24 protein-coding genes are annotated in these 20,974 nt (G+C 65.4%); 19 read left to right on the forward strand and 5 right to left on the reverse strand.

Going from position 1 to position 20,974, the window contains the following annotated elements; genetic code table 11:
- The first annotated feature begins 322 nt into the window (after nt 1-322).
- Genes AC1DYS_RS00695 through AC1DYS_RS00730 form a run of 8 tightly spaced genes read left to right on the forward strand, consistent with a single transcriptional unit; the run spans nt 323 to nt 7,220 of the window.
- On the forward strand, nt 323-1,618 hold the full coding sequence (locus tag AC1DYS_RS00695) for an NAD(P)/FAD-dependent oxidoreductase (protein WP_477895058.1): 1,296 nt from the start codon (nt 323-325) through the stop codon (nt 1,616-1,618).
- Nucleotides 1,615-2,415: a DUF1365 domain-containing protein gene (locus tag AC1DYS_RS00700; RefSeq protein WP_477895060.1), complete on the forward strand. Its 801-nt coding sequence runs from the start codon at nt 1,615-1,617 to the stop codon at nt 2,413-2,415. The genes AC1DYS_RS00695 and AC1DYS_RS00700 overlap by 4 nt, the downstream gene beginning before the upstream one ends.
- Before the next feature lie 12 nt (nt 2,416-2,427).
- The gene (locus AC1DYS_RS00705; RefSeq protein ID WP_477895061.1) at nt 2,428-3,672 is read left to right on the forward strand and encodes a class I SAM-dependent methyltransferase; all 1,245 of its coding nucleotides are present in this window, start codon (nt 2,428-2,430) and stop codon (nt 3,670-3,672) included.
- Between the two features lies 1 nt (nt 3,673).
- Complete coding sequence (locus tag AC1DYS_RS00710; protein ID WP_477895063.1) at nt 3,674-4,210, forward strand: chalcone isomerase family protein; 537 nt, start codon at nt 3,674-3,676, stop codon at nt 4,208-4,210.
- Nucleotides 4,207-5,478 (forward strand): MFS transporter, encoded by a 1,272-nt coding sequence (locus AC1DYS_RS00715; protein ID WP_477895065.1) that lies wholly within the window; start codon nt 4,207-4,209, stop codon nt 5,476-5,478. Before AC1DYS_RS00710 ends, AC1DYS_RS00715 begins: the two co-directional genes overlap by 4 nt.
- Nucleotides 5,475-5,999 (forward strand): DUF3833 domain-containing protein, encoded by a 525-nt coding sequence (locus tag AC1DYS_RS00720; protein ID WP_477895067.1) that lies wholly within the window; start codon nt 5,475-5,477, stop codon nt 5,997-5,999. Before AC1DYS_RS00715 ends, AC1DYS_RS00720 begins: the two co-directional genes overlap by 4 nt.
- 7 nt (nt 6,000-6,006) lie before the next feature.
- A complete protein-coding gene (locus tag AC1DYS_RS00725) occupies nt 6,007-6,780 on the forward strand; it encodes an SDR family NAD(P)-dependent oxidoreductase (RefSeq protein ID WP_477895069.1) in 774 nt (257 codons plus the stop codon).
- A complete protein-coding gene (locus AC1DYS_RS00730; protein ID WP_477895071.1) occupies nt 6,777-7,220 on the forward strand; it encodes a nuclear transport factor 2 family protein in 444 nt (147 codons plus the stop codon). The genes AC1DYS_RS00725 and AC1DYS_RS00730 overlap by 4 nt, the downstream gene beginning before the upstream one ends.
- Before the next feature lie 3 nt (nt 7,221-7,223).
- Here AC1DYS_RS00730 and AC1DYS_RS00735 read toward each other — a convergent pair whose 3' ends face one another.
- Both AC1DYS_RS00735 and corA read right to left on the reverse strand, forming a co-directional pair.
- On the reverse strand, nt 7,224-7,928 hold the full coding sequence (locus tag AC1DYS_RS00735) for a glycosyltransferase family 32 protein (RefSeq protein ID WP_477895073.1): 705 nt from the start codon (nt 7,926-7,928) through the stop codon (nt 7,224-7,226).
- Nucleotides 7,929-8,017: 89 nt separating this feature from the next.
- Nucleotides 8,018-8,980: a magnesium/cobalt transporter CorA gene (gene corA, locus AC1DYS_RS00740; protein ID WP_477895075.1), complete on the reverse strand. Its 963-nt coding sequence runs from the start codon at nt 8,978-8,980 to the stop codon at nt 8,018-8,020.
- Nucleotides 8,981-9,438: 458 nt separating this feature from the next.
- On the opposite strand from corA, the gene hpf reads away from it, so the two are divergent.
- The 3 genes from hpf (at nt 9,439) to hprK (ending at nt 11,421) form a co-directional block, all read left to right on the forward strand.
- Nucleotides 9,439-9,777 (forward strand): ribosome hibernation-promoting factor, HPF/YfiA family, encoded by a 339-nt coding sequence (hpf, locus tag AC1DYS_RS00745; RefSeq protein WP_047498281.1) that lies wholly within the window; start codon nt 9,439-9,441, stop codon nt 9,775-9,777.
- Between the two features lie 200 nt (nt 9,778-9,977).
- Nucleotides 9,978-10,448: a PTS sugar transporter subunit IIA gene (locus tag AC1DYS_RS00750; RefSeq protein WP_477895077.1), complete on the forward strand. Its 471-nt coding sequence runs from the start codon at nt 9,978-9,980 to the stop codon at nt 10,446-10,448.
- 22 nt (nt 10,449-10,470) lie between these two features.
- Nucleotides 10,471-11,421 (forward strand): HPr(Ser) kinase/phosphatase, encoded by a 951-nt coding sequence (hprK, locus tag AC1DYS_RS00755; protein ID WP_047498285.1) that lies wholly within the window; start codon nt 10,471-10,473, stop codon nt 11,419-11,421.
- 114 nt (nt 11,422-11,535) lie between these two features.
- Here hprK and fur read toward each other — a convergent pair whose 3' ends face one another.
- Nucleotides 11,536-11,964, reverse strand: coding sequence for a ferric iron uptake transcriptional regulator (gene fur, locus AC1DYS_RS00760; RefSeq protein ID WP_477895080.1), 429 nt, complete (start codon nt 11,962-11,964; stop codon nt 11,536-11,538).
- 106 nt (nt 11,965-12,070) lie between these two features.
- Between fur and AC1DYS_RS00765 the strand changes: the two genes are divergently transcribed.
- Genes AC1DYS_RS00765 through AC1DYS_RS00780 form a run of 4 tightly spaced genes read left to right on the forward strand, consistent with a single transcriptional unit; the run spans nt 12,071 to nt 14,489 of the window.
- Nucleotides 12,071-12,598: an outer membrane protein assembly factor BamE gene (locus AC1DYS_RS00765; protein WP_477895082.1), complete on the forward strand. Its 528-nt coding sequence runs from the start codon at nt 12,071-12,073 to the stop codon at nt 12,596-12,598.
- Nucleotides 12,595-13,404, forward strand: a complete 810-nt coding sequence (gene dapB, locus AC1DYS_RS00770; protein WP_477895084.1) for a 4-hydroxy-tetrahydrodipicolinate reductase — start codon at nt 12,595-12,597, stop codon at nt 13,402-13,404. Before AC1DYS_RS00765 ends, dapB begins: the two co-directional genes overlap by 4 nt.
- A 3-nt stretch (nt 13,405-13,407) precedes the next feature.
- Entirely contained in the window at nt 13,408-14,058 is a 651-nt protein-coding gene (locus AC1DYS_RS00775; RefSeq protein ID WP_477895086.1) for a MotA/TolQ/ExbB proton channel family protein, read from the forward strand.
- Nucleotides 14,059-14,060: 2 nt separating this feature from the next.
- Nucleotides 14,061-14,489, forward strand: coding sequence for an ExbD/TolR family protein (locus AC1DYS_RS00780; protein ID WP_477895088.1), 429 nt, complete (start codon nt 14,061-14,063; stop codon nt 14,487-14,489).
- Between the two features lie 3 nt (nt 14,490-14,492).
- Here AC1DYS_RS00780 and metE read toward each other — a convergent pair whose 3' ends face one another.
- On the reverse strand, nt 14,493-16,784 hold the full coding sequence (metE, locus tag AC1DYS_RS00785; RefSeq protein ID WP_477895090.1) for a 5-methyltetrahydropteroyltriglutamate--homocysteine S-methyltransferase: 2,292 nt from the start codon (nt 16,782-16,784) through the stop codon (nt 14,493-14,495).
- A 101-nt stretch (nt 16,785-16,885) separates the two neighbouring features.
- On the opposite strand from metE, the gene AC1DYS_RS00790 reads away from it, so the two are divergent.
- On the forward strand, nt 16,886-17,803 hold the full coding sequence (locus AC1DYS_RS00790) for a LysR family transcriptional regulator (protein WP_477895092.1): 918 nt from the start codon (nt 16,886-16,888) through the stop codon (nt 17,801-17,803).
- Nucleotides 17,804-17,807: 4 nt separating this feature from the next.
- Here AC1DYS_RS00790 and AC1DYS_RS00795 read toward each other — a convergent pair whose 3' ends face one another.
- Complete coding sequence (locus tag AC1DYS_RS00795) at nt 17,808-18,383, reverse strand: helix-turn-helix domain-containing protein (RefSeq protein WP_477895094.1); 576 nt, start codon at nt 18,381-18,383, stop codon at nt 17,808-17,810.
- Nucleotides 18,384-18,510: 127 nt separating this feature from the next.
- Between AC1DYS_RS00795 and AC1DYS_RS00800 the strand changes: the two genes are divergently transcribed.
- The 3 genes from AC1DYS_RS00800 (at nt 18,511) to AC1DYS_RS00810 (ending at nt 20,967) form a co-directional block, all read left to right on the forward strand.
- The gene (locus tag AC1DYS_RS00800; RefSeq protein ID WP_477895096.1) at nt 18,511-19,203 is read left to right on the forward strand and encodes an SDR family NAD(P)-dependent oxidoreductase; all 693 of its coding nucleotides are present in this window, start codon (nt 18,511-18,513) and stop codon (nt 19,201-19,203) included.
- Nucleotides 19,200-20,282, forward strand: coding sequence for an S-adenosylmethionine:tRNA ribosyltransferase-isomerase (locus AC1DYS_RS00805; protein ID WP_477895098.1), 1,083 nt, complete (start codon nt 19,200-19,202; stop codon nt 20,280-20,282). The genes AC1DYS_RS00800 and AC1DYS_RS00805 overlap by 4 nt, the downstream gene beginning before the upstream one ends.
- Before the next feature lie 88 nt (nt 20,283-20,370).
- On the forward strand, nt 20,371-20,967 hold the full coding sequence (locus tag AC1DYS_RS00810) for a chalcone isomerase family protein (RefSeq protein WP_477895100.1): 597 nt from the start codon (nt 20,371-20,373) through the stop codon (nt 20,965-20,967).
- Nucleotides 20,968-20,974: the final 7 nt, after the last annotated feature.

The raw sequence follows: 20,974 nt of genomic DNA on the forward strand, positions 1-20,974 counted from the left end.
GATGAGTTATATTTGATACCGACAAGTTCAACTCGCAAACCAAGGCGGCGTCGGTGCAAAAAAACTTCATCAAATTGAAGGAACTCCAGGCGAGTCGAGCCCTCAAACCCGGCGTCGGCGCACTGAGTGCATCGGCCATAACGAGTTCTATGCTGCACAGCCGGTCGGTTTCACCGGCTGGAATCCCAGGGCGGTTTCCCTCCTCCCTCCTCCCTCCCTTGTTCCCCCTGGGGCGCTGTGCAGCAATCTTTATTCAGCGGGGTGTCGCCGACGGCGGCATTCCCCGAACCCCCACTGCCTGCACACCGCGGAGCATCGCTTGATGCGCCGCGTCGCCGTCATCGGCTCGGGCATCTCGGGCCTGTCGGTCGCGCATTCGCTGGCGCTGGAAGCACAGGTCACGCTCTTTGAGGGCGGCAGCTACTTCGGAGGCCACACCCACACGGTCGACATCACGCTCGATGGTGTGAATCATGGCGTCGACACCGGCTTCCTGGTCTTCAACGAGCGCACGTACCCGAACCTGATCCGTCTGTTCGGCGAGTTGGGCGTGCAGACCACCGCCTCCGACATGTCGTTCTCGGTCAAGGTGCCCGACACCGGCCTGGAGTGGAGCGGCAGTGACCTCAACACGGTGTTCGCCCAGCGGCGCAACCTGGTCCGCCCCGGCTTCCTGAAGATGCTGGCCGACATTCTTCGCTTCAACAAACTGACCACGGCGCTGGCCGAGCGCGGGGAAGAGGCCTCGCTGCAACAGCCGATCGGCGACTTTCTGGCGGAGCACCGCTTCTCGGCGCAGTTCCGCGACTGGTATTTCCTGCCAATGATCGGCTGCATCTGGTCCTGCCCGACCGACCAGATGCTGCGCTTCCCTATCGCAACGATGATCCGGTTCTGCCACAACCACGGCCTGCTGCAGGTGGCCGATCGGCCGCGCTGGTTTACCGTGACGGGCGGGGCACGCAATTACGTTCGCAAGATGCTGCCGCGCATCAACGACGCGCGGTTGAACACGCCGGTGCGCAGCGTGCGGCGCATACCCGCGGGTGCCATCGTCATCACCGATCACAGCACCGAGCAATTCGACGACGTGGTGCTCGCCTGCCACAGCGACCAGTCGCTTGCGCTGCTGGCCGATGCCAGCGAAGCCGAACGCGAGGTCTTGGGCGCCATTCGTTATCACCGCAACCGCGCGGTGCTGCACACCGACACCTCGCTGCTGCCCAAGCGCCCATTAGCGTGGGCAGCCTGGAACTACGAGCGCGCCGCGCACGGCCCTCGCGAACAGGCCGCCGTGTGCCTGCACTACCTGATCAACCGCCTGCAGCCGCTGCCATTCCACCAGCCGGTGATCGTCTCGCTGAACCCGGTGCGCGAGCCTTCGGCCGCCAGCGTGCACGGCGAGTTCGACTACGCCCACCCGGTATTCGACACCGCTGCCATCGCGGCCCAGCAGCGCGTGCCTTCATTGCAGGGTCAACGCAACACCTGGTTCTGCGGCGCATGGACGCGTTATGGCTTCCACGAAGACGGCCTGATGTCGGGTCTCGCCGTGGTGGATCAGCTGCGTCGGCGATGGGTCGCCGAAGCGCCCTTGGCCGAAGAGGTTGCCACATGAACGTGACCACGCCGCCCATGCCGCTGATCGGCACCGGTCACGTGCGCCACACGCGCCTGCGACCCGCCCTGAACAGCTTCACCTATGGCACCTATTTCCTGATGCTGCCGATGCGCCGCCTGCGCGCACAGCCCTCGGCGGAGTTGAAGCGCAACCGCTTCGGCCTGCTCAGTTTCAACGACAGAGACCACGGCGACGGCCGGGCCGACAGCCTGGCATGGCTCGACGAACTGCTCGCCCACGAAGGCATCACCGACGCGGTCGGAGAGACCTGGCTGCACTGCTATCCGCGCGTGCTGGGCTACGCCTTCAAGCCGGTGAGCTTCTGGTATTGCCACCGTGCCGACGAGTCGCTCGCCGCCATCGTCGTCGAGGTCAACAACACTTTCGGCGAGCGCCACTGCTACTTGCTGTACGGCCCCGAACTCGCCTTCGGCCGTGAACTGACTGCCGCCAAGGTATTTCATGTGTCGCCCTTCTGTGATGTGGCCGGCAGCTACCGCTTCCGCTTCCTGCGGACCCATCTGCATCCAGCGGCAGAGGGCCTGCGTATGGACTCCCAGAGAACGGTGGTGCGCATCGACCACGACGACGACAACGGCCCGCTGCTGCAAACCAGCGTTTCGGGCCACCTGGTGCCGTTGTCGCGGCACAGCGCCCTCAAGGCCTTTTTCGGCATGCCACTGATGACGTTCTTCGTTGTCGCACGCATCCACTGGCAGGCCTTGAAGCTGTGGACCAAGCAAGTGCCGTTCTTCCGCAAGCCCGCGCCTCCGAAGGCATTCGTCACTCGCTGAGAACAGACCGCGATGAACACGACCAGCAGCCCATCCCGCTTCCGCCCGCTCGCCACGCCCGAGTCTGCCCTGCCCGACAGCGCGCCGGCCGCTGCGCGCGCCGTCTTCCGGCTGATGAAGAACCTCAAGCATGGCAGCTGCGATGTGCAGTTGCCCGACGGCAGCCACGCGCGCTTCGGCTCGCCGGCGGGCGGCGAATTGCGCGCTGCCATTCGGCTGCGCAACTGGAACGTCTGCGCCGCCGCGCTCCGGTCGGGCGACATTGGCTTTGCCGAGAGCTTCATCGCCGGCGACTGGACCACGCCAGACCTCGCGAGCCTGCTCACGCTCTTCATCGCCAACCGCGACGAGATCGAGTCGGTGGTCTACGGCACCTGGTGGGGCTCGTTGCTCTACCGCGCCAAGCACCTGTTCAACCGCAACTCGCGCAGCGGCAGCAAGAAGAACATCCACGCCCACTACGACCTGGGCAACGAGTTCTACCGCCTGTGGCTCGACCCGACGATGAACTACTCGAGCGCCTGGTTCGAAGGCGACCGCAGCGGCAGCATGGTCGACGCGCAGTGGGCGAAGGTGCGGCGTGCGCTCCAGGAATGCGGTGCGAAACCAGGCGACCGCGTGCTCGAGATCGGTTGCGGCTGGGGTGCGCTGGCCGAATGCGCAGCGAAGGAGTTCGGCGCCCGCGTCACAGGCGTCACCCTCTCGCATGAACAACTCGCCTGGGGCCAGCAACGCCTGAAGAACGCCGGTATCGAGGGTGACCTGCGTTACCAAGACTATCGCGATATCGATGACGGCCCCTTCGACGCCATCGCCTCCATCGAGATGTTCGAAGCCGTCGGACGCGAGTACTGGCCGAGCTTCTTCGAGACGCTCAAGCGCCAGCTCAAGCCGGGCGGCAAGGCCTGCATCCAGAGCATCACCATTCGCGACGACCTGTTCGACCGCTATGTGAAGTCGACCGACTTCATCCAGCAGTACATCTTCCCCGGCGGCCTGTTGCCGAGCCCTCAGGCCTTCCGCGAAGCAGCCGCCAAGGCCGGCCTGAAGGTCGTCAACGAGCTCTCCTTCGGCGAGGACTATGCCGAGACGCTCCGGCGCTGGCGCGACAGCTTCCTGTCGCAAGAGGCCCGTGTGCGCCGCCTCGGCTTCGACACTCGCTTCATGCGCATCTGGGAGTTCTACCTCGGCTACTGCGAAGCGGCCTTCGCCACCGGCAACACCGGCGTCATGCAGTTCACGCTGCAGCGCGACTGAGATGACAGGGCTCTCACGCCGAAGCACGTTGCTGGCACTGGCCTGGCTGCCGTGGGCACGTGCGAACGCGCAGCCCGTTGAACTCGGCAGCGAAATCCCCGGTGTCCGCCTGCTTGGCCAGGGCAAGCTGACCTACTTCGGCCTCAACGTCTACAGCGCGAAGCTGTGGGTGGCCGAAGGCTTCCAGGCCGACGACTTCGAGCGCCGCCCCCTGGCGCTCGAGCTGGAATACGCCCGCTCGCTGGTCGGCAAGCTCATCGCCGAGCGTTCGCTGGTCGAGATGAAGAAGGTCGGCAAGGTCGGCGACGACAAGAGCGCCGCCTGGCTGGCCGCGATGACGCAGACCTTCCCCGACGTGGCCAAGGGCGATCGCATCACCGGCGTCCACAAGCCCGATGAGGGGATGCGCTTCTACTTTAACGGCAAGCCGAGCGGTGAGGTCCGCGACCCGGAGTTCGCGCGACTGTTCGTCGGCATCTGGCTCTCGCCGCGCACGTCGGAACCGCAGTTGCGGCGAGCCCTGCTGGGCAACTCATGAGCGCCATCGCCCCAAGCGCATCAGGTTGGACCAAGCGCTGGCAGAACGGCCTCAGCTACGGAGCGCCGGGCTTTCCGCTGGCCTTCGTCGCGCTGCCTCTTTACGTGGTGCTACCCAACCATTACGCACGCGAGTTTGGCGTTCCGCTCGCCTTGCTCGGCGCCGTGTTGCTGGGTGCGCGCCTGTTCGACGCCGTCGTCGACCCGTTGATCGGCCGCTGGGCCGACAAGCTGCTCGATCGCTCGGCGGCAGCGGCCTGGGGAGCGATGGCGATCGCCGCGATCGTGCTGGCACTGGGCTTTCACGGCCTCTTCTTTCCAGCGGTGCCACACACTACCTCCGCCTTGCTGATCTGGTGCTCGGCCCTGCTGGCCGTCACCTACCTCAGCTACAGCGTCATCACGGTGATCCACCAGGCGTGGGGGGCGCGTCTCGGTGGCGACGAAGCCCAACGCGCCCGCGTGGTCGCCTGGCGAGAAGGCCTGGCGCTTTGCGGTGTGCTGGTGGCCAGCGTGCTGCCTTCGGTGGCCGGGCTGGGTGCGACCACGCTGGTGTTTGCGTTCGCGCTCGCGGCAGGCGTGTTCATGCTGCGCCAAGCGCCGCAGCCTGTGGCTCTGCTGCGCTCACCAACACCCTCGCTACAGCTGCCGCTGCAGACCTCTGCGTTTCGCCGCCTGCTTGCGATCTATCTGCTCAACGGCATCGCGAGTGCGGTGCCCGCGACGCTGGTCCTGTTCTTCATTCGCGACCGCTTGCAATCACCAAGCTATGAGCCGCTCTTTCTGGCCAGCTACTTCGCCGCGGCGGCCCTGTCGATTCCGTTGTGGGTGCGCGTGGTGGCCCGCTTCGGGCTCGCGCGGGCGTGGCTCGCCGGCATGTTGCTCGCGATCGCGGTGTTCGCCTGGGCGGCCTTGCTCGGCGCGGGCGACGTCGCCGCCTACACCGTGGTGTGCGTGCTGAGCGGCATCGCGCTCGGTGCCGACCTCAGCCTGCCGGCTGCGTTGCTGGCCGGTGTTATCCAGACAGCCGGCCACGGCGGCCGCGCAGAAGGGGCTTACTTCGGCTGGTGGAACTTCGCGACCAAGCTCAATCTGGCGCTCGCCGCCGGCGTGGCCTTGCCAGTGTTGCAGGCGTTCGGGTACGCACCCGGCAGCCAGAGTCTGCAGGCGTTGAGCGCGCTCACGGTCGCGTACTGCGTGCTGCCCTGCCTGCTGAAACTCGCGGCAGCGGCGCTTTTATGGTTTCAATGGATCAAGGCTCCGACATGAAAAAAATCCTCGCCCTGATGGCCATCGCACTCGGCCTCGTGGCCTGTGCCTCACCTGCACCAGCGGACTACGCGGCTGAGAAGCCGGCGCTCGATCTGCAACGCTATTTCAATGGCGACGTCACCGCGCACGGCATCTTCACAGACCGGTCCGGCAAGGTGGTGCGCCGTTTCACCGTGCTGATGAAGTGCCAGTGGACCGGTGATGAGGGCGTGCTCGATGAAGCTTTCAGCTACAGCGACGGCAAGACCGATCGCCGCATTTGGAAGCTGAAGAAGCTGCCGGGCGGCCGCTACACAGGCACCGCCGGTGACGTGGTCGGCGCAGCCGAAGGCCTGGCTGCGGGCAACGCCTTCCAGTGGGCCTACACGCTCAAGCTGCCGGTCGACGACAAGGTCTACGAAGTGCAGTTCGACGACTGGATGTACCTCATCGACGAGCACGTGATGCTCAACAAGGCGGTGATGAGCAAGTTCGGCATTCGCCTGGGTGAAGTGACGCTCTCCTTCCACAAACGCTGAATCCGACATGTCACTCAATCCCCGCATCACCGACTGGAACGGCCGCGTTGTCTGGCTGATCGGCGCATCCACCGGCATCGGCCGCGCCACGGCCAGCTTGCTGCACGCTCGCGGCGCCAAGGTGGTGGTGTCTGCGCGCAACGCGTTGGCCCTGCAGGCCTTCGAGGCAGCCCACCCCGGGAGCCTGGGGCTGGTGCTCGACGTCACCGACGCTGCAGCGTTCACCGACGCAGCGCAGCAGGTGGAGCAGCGCTTCGGGCGCATCGACCTCGCGCTGTACTGCGCCGGCTACTACAAGGCGATGCGCGCTACGCAGTTCGACATGGCCGAAGCGCTGCGGCATCAGCAAGTGAATTACGTGGGTGCGCTGCACATGCTCGGCGCCGTTTTGCCGGTCCTGCTGCGCCAGAAGGCGGGCCACCTGAGCCTGGTTTCCAGCGTGGCGGGTTACCGCGGGTTGCCCAACTCGCTGGCTTACGGGCCAACCAAGGCCGCGCTCATCAACCTTGCGCAGACCTTGTACATGGATCTGCAACCGATTGGCATCGGCACTTCGGTGGTCAACCCAGGCTTCGTCGAGACACCTCTCACGGCAGGCAATGAGTTCACGATGCCGGCTTTGCTGACGCCTGCGCAAGCAGCTCAGGAGATTCTCAAGGGCTGGGCCCAGGGCCGCTTCGAGATCCACTTCCCGAAGCGCTTCACCCTGTGGCTGAAGGCGTTGACGCACGTGAGTGACGCGCTGTACTTCCGTGCCATCCGCCGGAGCACCGGCCTGTGACGCAGGCACGCTGCAGCGATGCGCGGGTGGCGCGCATCGTTGATCTGTTCGAGCAATTGCAGCCAGCCGATATCGAGCGGCTCGACCAGTTCTACGCGCGCGATGCGCACTTCAAGGACCCGTTCAACGACGTCGTCGGCCTCGCCGCCATTCAGGACGTGTTCCGCCACATGTACGTCGCGCTCGATGAGCCGCGCTTCAGGGTCCGCGACATCATCGTGCAAGGTGACCAGTGCTTTCTCAGCTGGGACTTCAGCTTCCGCTTCAAGCGCCTGCGCCAAGGGCTGCAGACCGTGCGAGGTGGCTCGCAGTTGCAACTCGACGCCATCGGGCTGATCACCCTGCACCGCGACTACTGGGACGCCGCCGAGGAGCTTTATGAAAAGCTGCCGCTGCTGGGCTCGTTGATGCGCTGGCTCAAAAGACGCGCCAACGCCTGAGCATCAAAGCGGTGCAGACAGTTTGCGCCGCAAGAAATTGGTCACCGCGTGACGCTTGGATTTGCCTCGCCAGGACGCCCAGCACAGATGCGAGCCGAACGTGTCGGGCCCGCCCCGGTGCGACAGCCCAAACCAGGTGCGCGACGGGTGGAACAGGTTGCGATTCGGGAAGACGATGTCTGGGAATCGATGCTGGTTGGCCGTATAGAACAGCGTCACGCCCCGGGGGCCGGAGATGTCGGGGATGCCGCGATGGTCCACCAGGTTTTCCGGGGCGTGCACGTCGAAGATGTGGCCGATGAACGCAGCCCAGAAGGGATGCCCGGGCGCAGAGCCGAAGACGGCGTTGCCGATCTTGAAGTCCGTGCTGCCGACCGAACCCTCCTCGATGGGGAGGAGGCAGTTGCATTCGAGCAACTCCTTGGAGATGGGCTTCAGCAGCTTGTAGTCGGTATCGAAATAAAAGCCGCCGTATGCGTGCATATAAGCGCACCGGGCGATATCTGCTTTCATGACGCCAAACCGGATGGCCTCGTAGCGCGTGGCGTAGTGGGGAAAGGCGTCGCGGACGAGGGCGGAATTGTCTGCGTCGTCCCACAGGTGCCCGGTCCAATCGGGCAGCAATTTTTGCAAGCGAGCCCGCACCTTGCGCTCCTCCCAAGTCAACTGCTTGGTGGGAGCCGTGAGGTGGAAGATGCTCGGTACCATTCGCCCCCCTTTGTCTGTCAGTAGGCGCCAACGAGCATTCGCCGTGCCATGGTTGCGCACTTCTCGTGAACCCGAGCTGACACACCGGTCTACTTGAGCCAGCCCTTGCGCCGGAAGTACCAGAAAGGCGACACGATGCTCACCAGCATCAACGCGATGGCGAACGGATAACCGAGCCGCCACTCCAATTCCGGCATGGCTTTGAAGTTCATGCCGTAAATACTGGCAATGAGCGTCGGCGGCAATAGCGCCACGCTGGCAACCGAGAAGATCTTGATGATCTTGTTCTGGTTGATGTTGATGAAGCCGACGGTCGCATCGAGCAGGAAGTTGATCTTGTCGAACAGGAACGCGGTGTGGCTGTCGAGCGAATCAATGTCGCGCAGGATCTGCCGCGCCTCTTCGAACTGCTCGGCATTCAACATGCGGCTGCGCATCATGAAGCTCACCGCGCGGCGGGTGTCCATCACGTTGCGGCGAATGCGGCCGTTCAGGTCCTCTTCACGCGCGATGGCCGCCAGTGCTTGGCCAGCAGCCTGGTCGTTCACCTCTTCCTTGAGCACCCGCGCGCTCACCTTCTCCAGGCTTTCGTAGATGTTCTCCAGCGCGTCGGCGCTGTATTCGGCGTCGGCATCGTAGAGCTTGAGGAGCACGTCCTTCGCATCTTCGATCAAGGCCGGGATTCGCCGTGCCCGCAAGCGAAGCAACCGGAACACCGGCAGGTCTTCGCCGTGGATAGAAAACAGCACCTTGTTGTGCAGGATGAAGGCCACCCGCACGTTGCGCGGGGTCTCGTCGTCATCGATCAGGAAGTCTGAGCGGATGTGCAGTTCGCCGTTGTCTTCTTCGTAGAAGCGTGCGGACTCTTCCAGGTCGTCGTCGACCACATCTTCCGGAATACTGACGCCGAAGTGCTGGGCAATCCAGCTTTTCTCTTCCGGAGTGGGCGACTCCAGATCCACCCACACCGGCTGGACATTGGCCAATGCATCGGGGCTTTCGATTTCTTCTTGGAACAGCCGGCCATTGGCCAGAGAAAACACATTCAGCATGCGGGGGCTCCGACGGGGCCGGCAGGCGCTGAGCGCGCTGCTGCAATGGCCAGGGAAGACAAGACGGTAGATCGTGGGAGAACCGACTCGCCCCGGCCCAGGGCGCTCACGCGCCGCAAGGGAATTCAGAGCGGACGGTCACCGAGGGTGACTGCTGTCCATATGCGTGATTCGCACTCCGTGAATGGAACGTCGAATTATCACACCCGCCTCAAACACCCATCAAGCCGCAGATCGCCCTCGTCTTTACTTCGCTTCAACTCGAAATGTGACGAATAAACGCTTATTCAGCTTGCAAAAATGCTTCTATCAACATGCCTACTCGCGGCGCTGTCACCCGCTTGTCACACCGGCTGTTCGGGCGCACACTGATTCGCACGGGACTTCGGTTCCACCCCATCCTCGCTTCCAACTCCCCGCCTTTCCCGCTTCCCCCACCCCCTGCGAAAGGAGCCCTCATGAATTTGACGATCAGCGGCCATCATCTTGAAGTGACGCCTGCATTGCGTGAGTATGTGCTTACAAAATTGGATCGCATCACGCGGCATTTCGATCAAGTCGTAGACATCAATGTGCTGCTGTCGGTGGAGAAGCTAAAAGAGAAGGAGCGAAGGCAGAAGGCCGAGGTCACGCTGCATGTGAAGGGCAAAGACATCTTCGTGGAGAACTCGCATGAGGACCTTTACGCCGCCATCGATCAGCTGATGGACAAGCTGGATCGGCAGGTGTGCCGCCACAAAGACAAGCTGCAGGATCATCATCACGTGGCCGCCAAGCGGCTCGACGCGACGGCTTAAACAGCCTCCTCCTGGCGCAAAAAGCGGCTCTCGGGCCGCTTTTTTCACGCTTGGGAACAGCAGCCCTGTGGATGCGGGGCCGTATTCGTTGCTGCGATACAGCAGCGAGTGCACAATTCCACCGATCGGTCCAACCAGACCTAGCCCCGCATGGGGGCGATTTTTATAATTGACCACCCCGTCGCTGACGTGACCTGCAGATGAACCGACTTTCCGCGATCTTGCCTCTCAGCAACGTGCTCGTTGACGTAGAGGCCACCAGCAAGAAGCGCGCGTTCGAGCACGCAGGCCTGCTGTTCGAAAACCAGCATGCGATTGCACGTGCCACGGTCACCGACAACCTGTTCGCCCGCGAACGCCTGGGCTCGACCGGCCTAGGTCACGGTGTGGCCATTCCGCATGGTCGTATCAAGGGCCTGAAGAACCCTCTGGCCGCCGTGGTTCGAGTCCAGCAGGCCATCCCATTCGACGCACCCGACGACGAAGCCGTCAGCCTGTTGATCTTCCTGCTGGTGCCCGAAGCGGCAACCCAGCGTCACCTCGAGATCCTGTCCGAGATCGCCGAGATGCTGAGCGACCGCGAGTTGCGCGAGCGCCTGAAGACCGAAGGCACTGCCGGCAAAGTGCACGAACTCATCTCCAACTGGGAACCGTTGAAGTCCGTCGCCTGATGACGAGACCCGACCTCTCCGCGTGAAACCCACCGTCATCAGCGCAGAAGCGCTGTTCGAGGAACACCGCGCCGCCCTGCGCTGGGAATGGGTCGCCGGGCACGCTCACCCAGAGCGGCGTTTCGATGAGGCCGCCGTGCGCAATGCGCAGTCGGCCGCTGACCTGGTCGGCTACCTGAACTACATCCACCCCTACCGGGTGCAGATCGTCGGCCGGCGCGAGGTGGCGTATCTGCAGGATTCGTCCCCCGAAGACCAGGAGCGGCGCATTCAGCGCATCGTGACCCTGGAGCCGCCGGTCGTCATCGTCGCGGACAACCAGACGCCGCCCGACAAACTCGTGGCCTTGTGCGACCGAGCGGACATCCCGCTGTTCGTCACCGACGGTTCGGCCGGCCACGTGATCGACGTCGTGCGCGGCTACCTTGGCCAGTTGTTCGCCGAGCGCACCACCCGCCATGGTGTCTTCATGGACATTCTCGGCGTCGGCGTGCTGCTTACCGGGGAATCAGGTCTCGGCAAGAGCGAACTCGGGCTGGAGCTCATCTCTCGCGGTCACGGCTTGGTGGCTGACGACGCGGTCGACCTGTACCGCATCTCGCAAACCGCAATCGAAGGTCGCTGCCCCGAGCTGTTGATGAATCTGCTCGAGGTGCGCGGCATCGGCCTGCTGGACATCAAGTCCATCTTTGGCGAGACGGCGGTGCGCCGCAAGATGCGGCTCAAGCTGATCGTGCACCTGGTGCGCAAGGAGACGCTGGAACGCGATTTCGAGCGCCTGCCCTACGAGCCGCTGAACGAAGACGTGCTGAACATCGCCGTCCGCAAGGTGGTGATCGCGGTGGACGCCGGCCGCAACCTGGCCGTGCTGGTCGAGGCAGCGGTGCGCAACACCATCCTGCAGCTGCGCGGCATCGACACCTACCGCGAGTTCATCGAGCGGCACCAGAAGGCGATGCAGAAATCGGAATAGGGCCCCCCAGTCGCTGCGCTCCTGCCCCCGAGGGGCGCCGCCTAGCGGCCCGGCAAAGCCGGTTCCGCGGGCGTTGCTTGATGGGCGCGTTGCTTCGCTAGCGCTGGCAGGGTGCTATTTACCTTTGTACTGGCAGTTCTTCTTGGTGCAGACGGCGTACAGGCTGAGCGCGTGGTCTTGCAGCTCGAAGCCTCTGGCGTGGGCGACGCAGTTCTGGCGTTTTTCGATCTCGGGGTCGTAGAACTCTTCGACGCGGCCGCAGTCGATGCAGACCAGGTGGTCGTGGTGCTTGCCCTCGTTGAGCTCGAAGACAGCCTTGCCAGACTCGAAATGGTTGCGTGACAGGATGCCGGCTTGCTCGAACTGCATCAGCACCCGGTACACCGTGGCCAGACCGATGTCGGCGCCTTCGGTGAGCAAGGCCTTGAACACGTCTTCAGCCGTCATGTGACGCTGGTTGGTGTGCTGGAAGACGTCGAGGATCTTGATGCGTGGCAAGGTGGCCTTCAGGCCACTGCTCTTGAGGTCTTCGGCGTTGGACATAGCGGGGTTCTCAGCGTGGAACGCGGTCGGCCGGGAGAGGGTCAGCCGCTAGAATCGATGAATCATATCGAGGTTGGCGTGCCGTGCGCGCCCTCTCACCATCATCATGCGCATTCCTATCCTGTGTACAGCCGGCCTGCTCGCCGCCACTTGGCTGGGCGGCTGCGCCTCACTGCAGTCGAGCGATAACTTCCTCGGCTTCATCACGCCTTACCGCGTCGAAGTCGTGCAAGGCAACGTGCTCACCAAGGAGCAGGTCGCGCTGATCAAACCGGGCCAGAACCGCACCCAGGTGCGCGACATCCTCGGCTCGCCGCTGCTCACCGACACCTTCCATGCCGACCGCTGGGACTACGTCTTCACCATCCGCCGCCAAGGTGCCGAGCCGCAGCAGCGCAAGGTGGTCGTGATGTTCGACGGCGACAAGCTCAAGAGCATCAGCGCACAAGACCTGCCCTCCGAGCGCGATTTCGTGGCGTCGATCGACACCTTCAAGAAGCCCGGCAAGATTCCGCCGCTCTCGCTGAGCCCCGAAGAGATCAAGGCGCTGCCGATTCCGCCCAAGCCTGAACCCGCTGCATCGGCGCCCGAAGGGCCGCAACGCACCTACCCGCCGCTGGAGCCCAGCACGTGAGCGGCGCGATTCGCGTGGCGGTTGCCGGTGCCTCCGGCCGCATGGGCCACATGCTGATCGAAACCGTCACGAACACCGACGACTGCGTTCTCGCTGGCGCACTCGATGTCGCGGGCAGCCCCGCGCTGGGCCAGGATGCCGCAGCCTTTCTCGGCCGCACGAGCGGCGTCCACATCAGCGCCGATGCGCGCAGCGGCCTGGCAAATGCCCAAGTGCTGATCGACTTCACCCGCCCCGAAGGCACGATGGCGCACCTCGCCGCGTGCCGCGAGCTGGGCGTGAAGATGGTGATCGGCACCACCGGTTTCAGCGATGCGCAAAGGGCCGAGATCGCCGCGTACGCGCAGCACATGGCCATCGTGATGTCGCCCAACATGAGCGTGGGCGTCAACGTCGTGATGCGCCTGCTGCACACTGCGGCGCGCGCGCTGCACCAGGGCTATGACATCGAGGTCATCGAAGCCCATCACCGCCACAAGGTCGACGCTCCCAGCGGTACCGCGCTCGCGATGGGTGAGGTCGTGGCCACCGCGCTCGGCCGAGACCTCAAGGAATGCGCCGTCTACGGCCGCGAAGGCATCACCGGCGAGCGCGACCCGTCGACCATCGGCTTCGCCGCCATCCGCGGTGGCGACATCGTCGGCGACCACACCGTGCTCTTCGCCGGCACCGGTGAACGCATCGAGATCACGCACAAGGCCAGCAGCCGCGCGGGTTATGCCCAGGGCAGCCTGCGCGCGGTGCGCTTCCTGGCCGATCGCAGCACCGGCCTGTTCAGCATGAACGACGTGCTCGGGTTGAACTGAGGCATGAGCGGCCTCCTCCGCTTCTGGCAGCAAGGCGACGCCATCACTTGCGGCGTGGCTGCCCTCCTGTTGTTGATGTCCATCAGCGCCTGGGTGCTGATCTTCTGGAAAGGCTGGCTGCTGCACCGCGTGCGTGCCGACATCGCGCGTGCCGTGCCGGCCTTCTGGTCCGCTCCCTCGCTCGACAACGGCCGGGATCAGCTCGCTGCGTTCGACCGCGAAGCAGTGCTTCGTCCCCTGCTGGCTGCCGCCACCGCCAGCCCGACAGGCGAGACCCTTGAAGCCCGCGGCCAGCTCGCCTCGCAGCTCACACGCCGTCTGCGCGATGCACTGCACCGCGTGCTCACGCAGCTGCAGTTCGGCCAGGTCGTGCTCGCCTCGATTGGCAGCACCGCCCCCTTCATTGGCCTATTCGGCACCGTCTGGGGCATTTACCACGCGCTGCTGAGCATCTCGGCCGCGGGCAGCATCACCATCGACCGCGTCTCCGGGCCGGTGGGCGAGGCACTGGTGATGACGGCCGCCGGCCTGGCCGTCGCGATTCCCGCCGTGCTCGCTTACAACGTCTTCAACAAGCGCGTGAGTGCGTGCGAGGCCGAGCTCGAAGGTTTTGCGCACGACCTGCGCGAGATGATGGCCGACACGGCGACCTGACCATGGCTTTCGGCCGACTCGAACGCAGCACGGCCCCGCCGCCGATGAGCGACATCAACATGACGCCGCTGATCGACGTGATGTTGGTGCTGCTGGTGATCTTCATGATCGCCGCGCCGCTGATGACGGCCAGCCTCAAGCTCGACCTGCCCAAGGCCGACGCGGCGGCCGCAAGCGACACCCCCGACTTCATTGCCGTCGCGATCGACCCGAGCGGCCAGCTCTACCTTGCCGACCAGCCGGTCGCGCCCGACGCTTTCGCCGAGCGCCTGACGCAAGCGGCCAAGAAGAATCCGCAGACCGAGGTGCAACTGCGCGCCGACAAGACCGTGCCCTACGGCCGTGTGGCCGAGTTGATCGGCATGGTGCAGAAGGCCGGCCTGAACCGCATCGGGTTCGTGGCCGAGCCCAAGCCCGACGCCAAGCCGTAGCGGCTACGCTGCGCCGGCTTCCTCGCGCAGCGCCTTCGCCGCCTGCACCATGTGCTGCAAGGCGGCACGTGTCTCCTCCCAGCCCCGTGTCTTCAGGCCGCAGTCGGGGTTGACCCACAGTCGATCGTCCGGGATCACCTCGCGTGCCTTGCGCAGCAGCGCCAGCATCTCCTGTGCGTCGGGCACGCGTGGCGAGTGGATGTCGTAGACGCCCGGGCCGATCTCGTTCGGGTACGCAAACTCACCAAAGCCGCGCAGTAACTCCATCTGCGAGCGCGAGGTCTCGATGGTGATCACGTCGGCGTCCATCGCCGCGATCGACGGCAAGATGTCGTTGAACTCCGAATAGCACATGTGGGTGTGGATCTGCGTGTCGTCGCGCACGCCGCTGGCGCTCACCCGGAAGGCGCGTGCCGCCCACTCGAGGTAGGCCGCCCAGTCGGCGCGGCGAAGCGGCAGACCTTCGCGGAACGCGGGTTCGTCGATCTGGATCACCGCAATGCCTGCCGCTTCGAGGTCGACCACCTCGTCGCGCAAGGCCAGTGCCAGCTGCAGCGCCACCTTCTCACGCGGCAGGTCATCACGCACGAAGGACCATTGCAGCATGGTCACCGGGCCGGTCAGCATGCCCTTCATCCAGCGCGGGGTCAGGCTCTGCGCGTAACGCGTCCACGCCACCGTCATGGCCACGGGGCGGGCGACGTCGCCATAGATGATGGGCGGCTTGACGCAGCGCGAGCCATAGCTCTGCACCCAGCCGTTCTCGGTGAAGGCGTAGCCCGACAACTGCTCGCCGAAGTACTCGACCATGTCGTTGCGCTCGGCTTCGCCGTGCACCAGCACGTCCAGCCCGAGCGCTTCCTGTTCACGCACCGCCTGCTCGATGGCCTGCTGCATCTGCTCGCGGTACAGCGGCTCGCGCAGCTCGCCGCGCTTGAAACGCGCGCGCGCCACACGGATCTCGTTGGTCTGCGGGAACGAGCCGATGGTCGTCGTCGGGAACGGCGGCAGGGCCAACCGCTGGCGCTGTTGGGTGCTGCGCCCGGCGTAGGGTTGCGCGCGTTGCGCATCGGCCGCTTTGAGCTCGTCGACGCGGCGGCGCACCTCCGCTTGATGAACCGTCGGGCTCTCGCGGCGCGAGCGCTGAGCGGCGTCGCTCCCGTCCAGCGCCTTGGCTTCGGCCGCTTCGCCGTCGAGCAGCGTGCGCTTGAGCGTGCCCAGTTCGTCGAGCTTCTGCACCGCAAACGCCAGCCAGCTGCGCACCGAGCTGTCGAGGCGCAACTCCACCGAGACGTCGACCGGGCAATGCAGGAGCGAGCAGCTCGGCGCGAGCCAGAGGCGATGGCCCCAGTGCTCATGCAGCGGCTTGAGCTGAGTCAGCACCTTGCGCAGGTCGGCCCGCCAGATGTTGCGGCCATCGATTACGCCCGCTGACAGCACCTTATTGCGCGGCCAGTGCGCAAGCGCCGCGGCTACCTGCTGCGGGGCTCGCACCAGGTCGAGATGCAGGCCGTTGATCGGCAGCGTGGCCAGCAAGGGCAGATGCCGTTCCACCGACTCGAAATAGGTGGCGAGCAACACCTGCAGGTGTTGCGGCGCGATGGCCTCATAAGCGCCCTTGAGCGCATTGACCCAGGCCTCCGGCAGGTCGAGCGCCAGCACCGGCTCGTCGATCTGCACCCAGCTCACGGCCTTCGCGCCGAGCTTGGCCAGCAGCTCTTGGTAGACGGGCAACAGCCGCGGCAACAACGCCAACTTGGCCTCGGCTTCATCGGCCCCGGCCGGCAGGCCACGCATCTTGGAGAGCCACAGAAAGGTCAGCGGCCCGATGACCACCGGCTTGGGCGTGAAGCTGCGGTGCTCGACCTCGCGCACCGCGTCGAGCAGCGGCCCGGCATGCAGGCTGAAGCTCTGGTCCGGCGTGAGCTCGGGCACGAGGTAGTGGTAGTTGGTGTCGAACCACTTCGTCATTTCCATCGCACCCTGCGCCGCATTGCCGCGCGCAAGCTCGAAGTACTGCTGCTGGCTCAGCGTGCCGGGCTCGAAGCCGAATCGAGAAGGCACCGCACCGAACATCAGCGCGTGGTCGAGCATCGCGTCGTAGAGCGAGAAGTCACCGGCCGTCGCGAAGTCGAGGCCCGCATGGCGCTGCGCCAGCCAATGTCGTGCGCGCAGGTCTTGCGCCATCTGCGGCAGCACCTCGGGTTGCGATTCGCCGCGCCAGTGGCGCTCGAGCGCGAACTTCAGTTCACGGTGTGCGCCAATGCGCGGGAAACCCAGGGTGTGCGTCTTCATCGTCGGCCTCGAATGTGCAAAGTCCGCGAATGCTAGGCAGCTCACCTTTATGATTCAAGCGAAAGTATTTCAGCCTTCACTTGAATCTTGCTCATACCGCCATGACGACTCCTCTCGAGCTGCGCCATCTGCGCACCCTGGCCGTGCTGCTCGAAGCATCGAGCCTGAGCGCTGCAGCCGAACGCCTGCACCTCACGCAGTCGGCGCTGTCTCACCAGCTCAAGTTGCTTGAAGGCGTGTACGGCGTGCCCTTGCTCGAGCGGCGCACGCAGCCGGTGAGGCTCACACCGGCCGGACTGCGCCTGGCGCAACTGGGCGAGCAAGTCACGGCAGCGGTGCAGCTGGCCGAACGCGACCTGGCCAACATGGCCGGCGGCAGCGCGGGCACGTTGCGCATCGCGGTGGAATGCCACACCTGTTTCGACTGGTTGATGCCGGCGATGGACGCGTTCCGCCCGCACTGGCCCGATGTCGAACTCGACATCGTCTCGGGCTTTCACGCCGACCCGGTGGGCCTGGTCGTGAGCCAGCGTGCCGAGCTCGCGATCACCTCCGAGATCGATGACAGCGGCGGCATCGAGTTCACGCCGTTGTTCCAGTACCCGATGTTGGCGGTGATGGCCAACGACCACCGTCTCACGGCGCGCACGCACCTCACGCCACGCGACTTTGCCGACGAGACGCTGATCACCTACCCCGTGCCCGATGCCTTGCTCGACATCATGCGGGTGCTCGGGCCCGCGGGCATCAACCCGCAGCGCCGCACGTCCGAGCTGACGGTGGCGATCCTGCAGCTGGTGGCCAGCCGCCGCGGCATCGCGGTGCTGCCGAGCTGGACGCTGCAGCCCTACGTGGAACGCGGCTACATCAGCACCCGCCCCGTGGGCAAACGCGGCCTGACTTCGCGCCTGTATGCCGCCGGACAGGCCGGCCTGTCACAACGGCCTTACGTGCGCGCCTTCGTCGAGACGCTGAAGGACCGCAGTTTCCAGCTGCTGCCCGGCATCTCACGTTTGTGAGGCGCTAGACGCCCGCCTTCGCCAGCACCACCACCGACACACCGCGAGCCGAGGCAACGGCGTCGGCGTTCTGGTACGAATGCGGCAGGTTGCCCGGGAAGGCCAGCACATCGCCTTCATCGAGGGTGTAGCGCTCGCCAGCCACCATCAGGTTGACGCGCCCGTCGAGGCAGGTGAAGAACTCGCGCGTGCCCGGCAGGTGCGGTGTGCCGCCCATCACCGCGCCGGGGGCGAAGTCCATCACCTCCATCATCTCGTCGGGCACCGGCTCGGGCACCAGCGCACGAATGCTGACGCCGCGGCCTTTGGTGCGGCTGGCGACTTCACCGCTCGCCCATCGGCGGACCATCGCGCGCGGCGAGGCCAGCAGCTCATCGATCGGCACACCCAGCGCGCCCGCGACCTTCACCAGCACCGCGAGCGATGGATTGCCCTCGCCCGACTCAAGATTGGCAATCGTCGAGCGCGGCACCGCGGCAGCCTTGGCCAGCCCGTCTTGCGTGAGCGAACGGGTGTGGCGAAGGCTCACCAGGTTGCGTGCGAGGTGGGATGCGACGGGAGAGGAGTCATCGGTGGCCATGGCAACCGGATTGTGCGACGACCTTTGTCCACCCCGCCAACCTTGTGCCAATGCGCTGGACATGGGGCTCGCCGCGCGCGGCACCGCGTCCTATCTTCGCGTCATCGAAACACGAAAGCCTCTCATCATGACCACCTTGAACATTCCCCGCGACCTCCGCGTGGCCATCACCGGCGGCACCTCGGGCCTCGGCCTCGCGCTCACCCGGCTGTTCAGCGAGCACGGCGCCCGCGTCGCGTTTGTCGCACGTGATGCGACACGCGTGGCCGAGGTCGCACGCAGCTTGCCCGGCACGCACGGGCTGGTCGGCGACGTCTCGCGCAAGAACGACATCTACCCGCTCGCGCTGCAGATCACCGCGGCGCTCGACGGGCTCGACGTGCTCATCAACAACGCCTCCAGCCTCGGCCCCGAGCCGCTGGCCCTGCTCGCCGACACCGAATGCGAGGACCTAGAAGCCGCACTGGCCACCAACCTGCTCGGGCCGTTTCGCCTGACGAAGGCCCTGCTCGGGGCGCTGGGCTCGGCCGCGCGCGATGGCCGGCCCGCGCTGGTCATCAACATCACGAGCGATGCCGCCGTGTCCGCCTACCCGGGCTGGGGCGCGTATGGCGCAAGCAAGGCCGCGCTGCAGCACCTGAGCCGCATCTGGGACGAAGAGCTGCGCGAACAGGGCGTACAGGTGATCGCCGTCGACCCCGGCGACATGGACACGCCGTTGCACGCGCTGGCCGTACCCGATGCCGACCCTGCCACGCTAAAGCGCCCAACACAGGCCGCACGCGAGGTCGCCGCACTGATCGAAAAGGCCTCGACATGAAAGCCGCCACCACCCCGGTTCAACGCCCGCGCGACGCGCGACTGCTGGTCGTCGACGCCACAGGCCAACTGCACCACGCGCCACGCCGCGCGTTGCCGAACTTCCTGCGCCCGGGCGACCTGCTGGTCGCCAACGATGCGGCCACCCTGCCGGCCAGCCTGAGCGGCTTGCACGGGCCGACCGGCTGGCCTATCGAAGTGCGCCTGGCCGGCCGCCGTTCGCTCGCCGTCGACGACGTGCAAGAGTTCACCGCCATCGTCTTTGGCGAAGGAGATCACCGCACACGCACCGAAGACCGCGCACCGCCCCCGTCGCTGCACCGCGGCGATACGCTGGTGCTGGGGCCGCTGCGTGCGCGGGTCGTGCATACGCTCGGCCATCCCCGGCTGATCTTGTTGCGCTTTGACGGGACGCCCGATGCCATCTGGGCCGGCATCGCCCGCCACGGCCGGCCCATCCAGTACGCGCACGTCGCCGAACCGCTGGCGCTGTGGGATGTGTGGACGCATGTGGCGGCCTTGCCGGTCGCCTTCGAACCGCCATCGGCCGGCTTCGTGCTCGACGGGCAGATGCTGCATGCGCTGCATGAGCGAGGCGTCGCGTTCGCCACGCTCACGCACGCGGCCGGCATCTCGTCGACGGGGGATGCGGCACTCGATGCGCGCCTGCCTTTCGACGAGCCCTACCACCTGCCCGAAGCCACGGTGCGAGCCATCGAGCTGGCGCGAGCCCGCGGCGGACGCATCGTCGCGCTGGGCACGACCGTGACCCGTGCGCTGGAGCATGCGGCCTCGCTCGGCGGCCTGCGCAGCGGCATGGGTGTCGCGACGCAACGCATCGGCCCCCACACACGCTTGCGCGTGGTCGACGCGCTCATCAGCGGCACGCACGAGCCCGGCACCAGCCACCACGAGTTGCTACAGGCTTTTGCGAGCGAAGCATTGCTGCAGCGCGTCGACCAGACGCTGGAATCGGATGCGTACCGCACCCACGAGTTCGGAGATTCGGTGCTGATCGAGCGCACTGTCAAGGCACCCGCGCAGCCGGCGCAAACGCAAGCAATACCGCACGAGGCGTGATGCGTGCAACGGGTTTTCGGGCTTGTTTACCGCGCGGCAAGCCAGAATAATGGCCCGTACTCAAAACTCGAACTCGTTGGAGGCTTTCATGCGCAGACCCGCAGCCCTAGCTCTTGCCCCTGTGCATGCGGCCTTGGCCTTGACCCTGGCACTGATGGTGAGCACGGCACAAGCCGCACCGTCCACCAAGTTCGAACCCACGGCGCAGCTGCAGGGAACGCCGCTGCAGCTGAACGGTGCCGGCACACGCTACAAGGCAGTCTTCAAGGTGTACGACATGGCGCTGTACACCACCAAGAAGGTCAGCACCCCTGAAGAACTGCTCGCGACGCCCGGCCCCAAGCGCCTGCAGTTCGTGGCGTTGCGCGAGCTGCCCGGGACCGACCTCGGCCTGCTGTTCATCAAGAGCATGTCCGAGAACACGCCGAAGGAGACGGTGCAGAAGCACAGCATCTCCACCAGCCGCTTGATCGAGATCTTCTCGGGCCGCTCCAAGCTGATGCCGGGCGATTCGTTCGCGATGGACTACCTGCCCGGCAAGGGCACGCAGTTCTACATCGTCGGCAAGCCGCAAGGCGACCCGGTGGGCGATGCCGAGTTCTTCGGCATGGTGCTCAAGATCTGGGTCGGCCCCTCGCCGGCCGACAGCAACCTGAAAGACGCTTTGCTCGGCAACGAGCGCTAGGGATGTC

Source organism: Rhizobacter sp. P2_G4 (assembly GCF_056403575.1).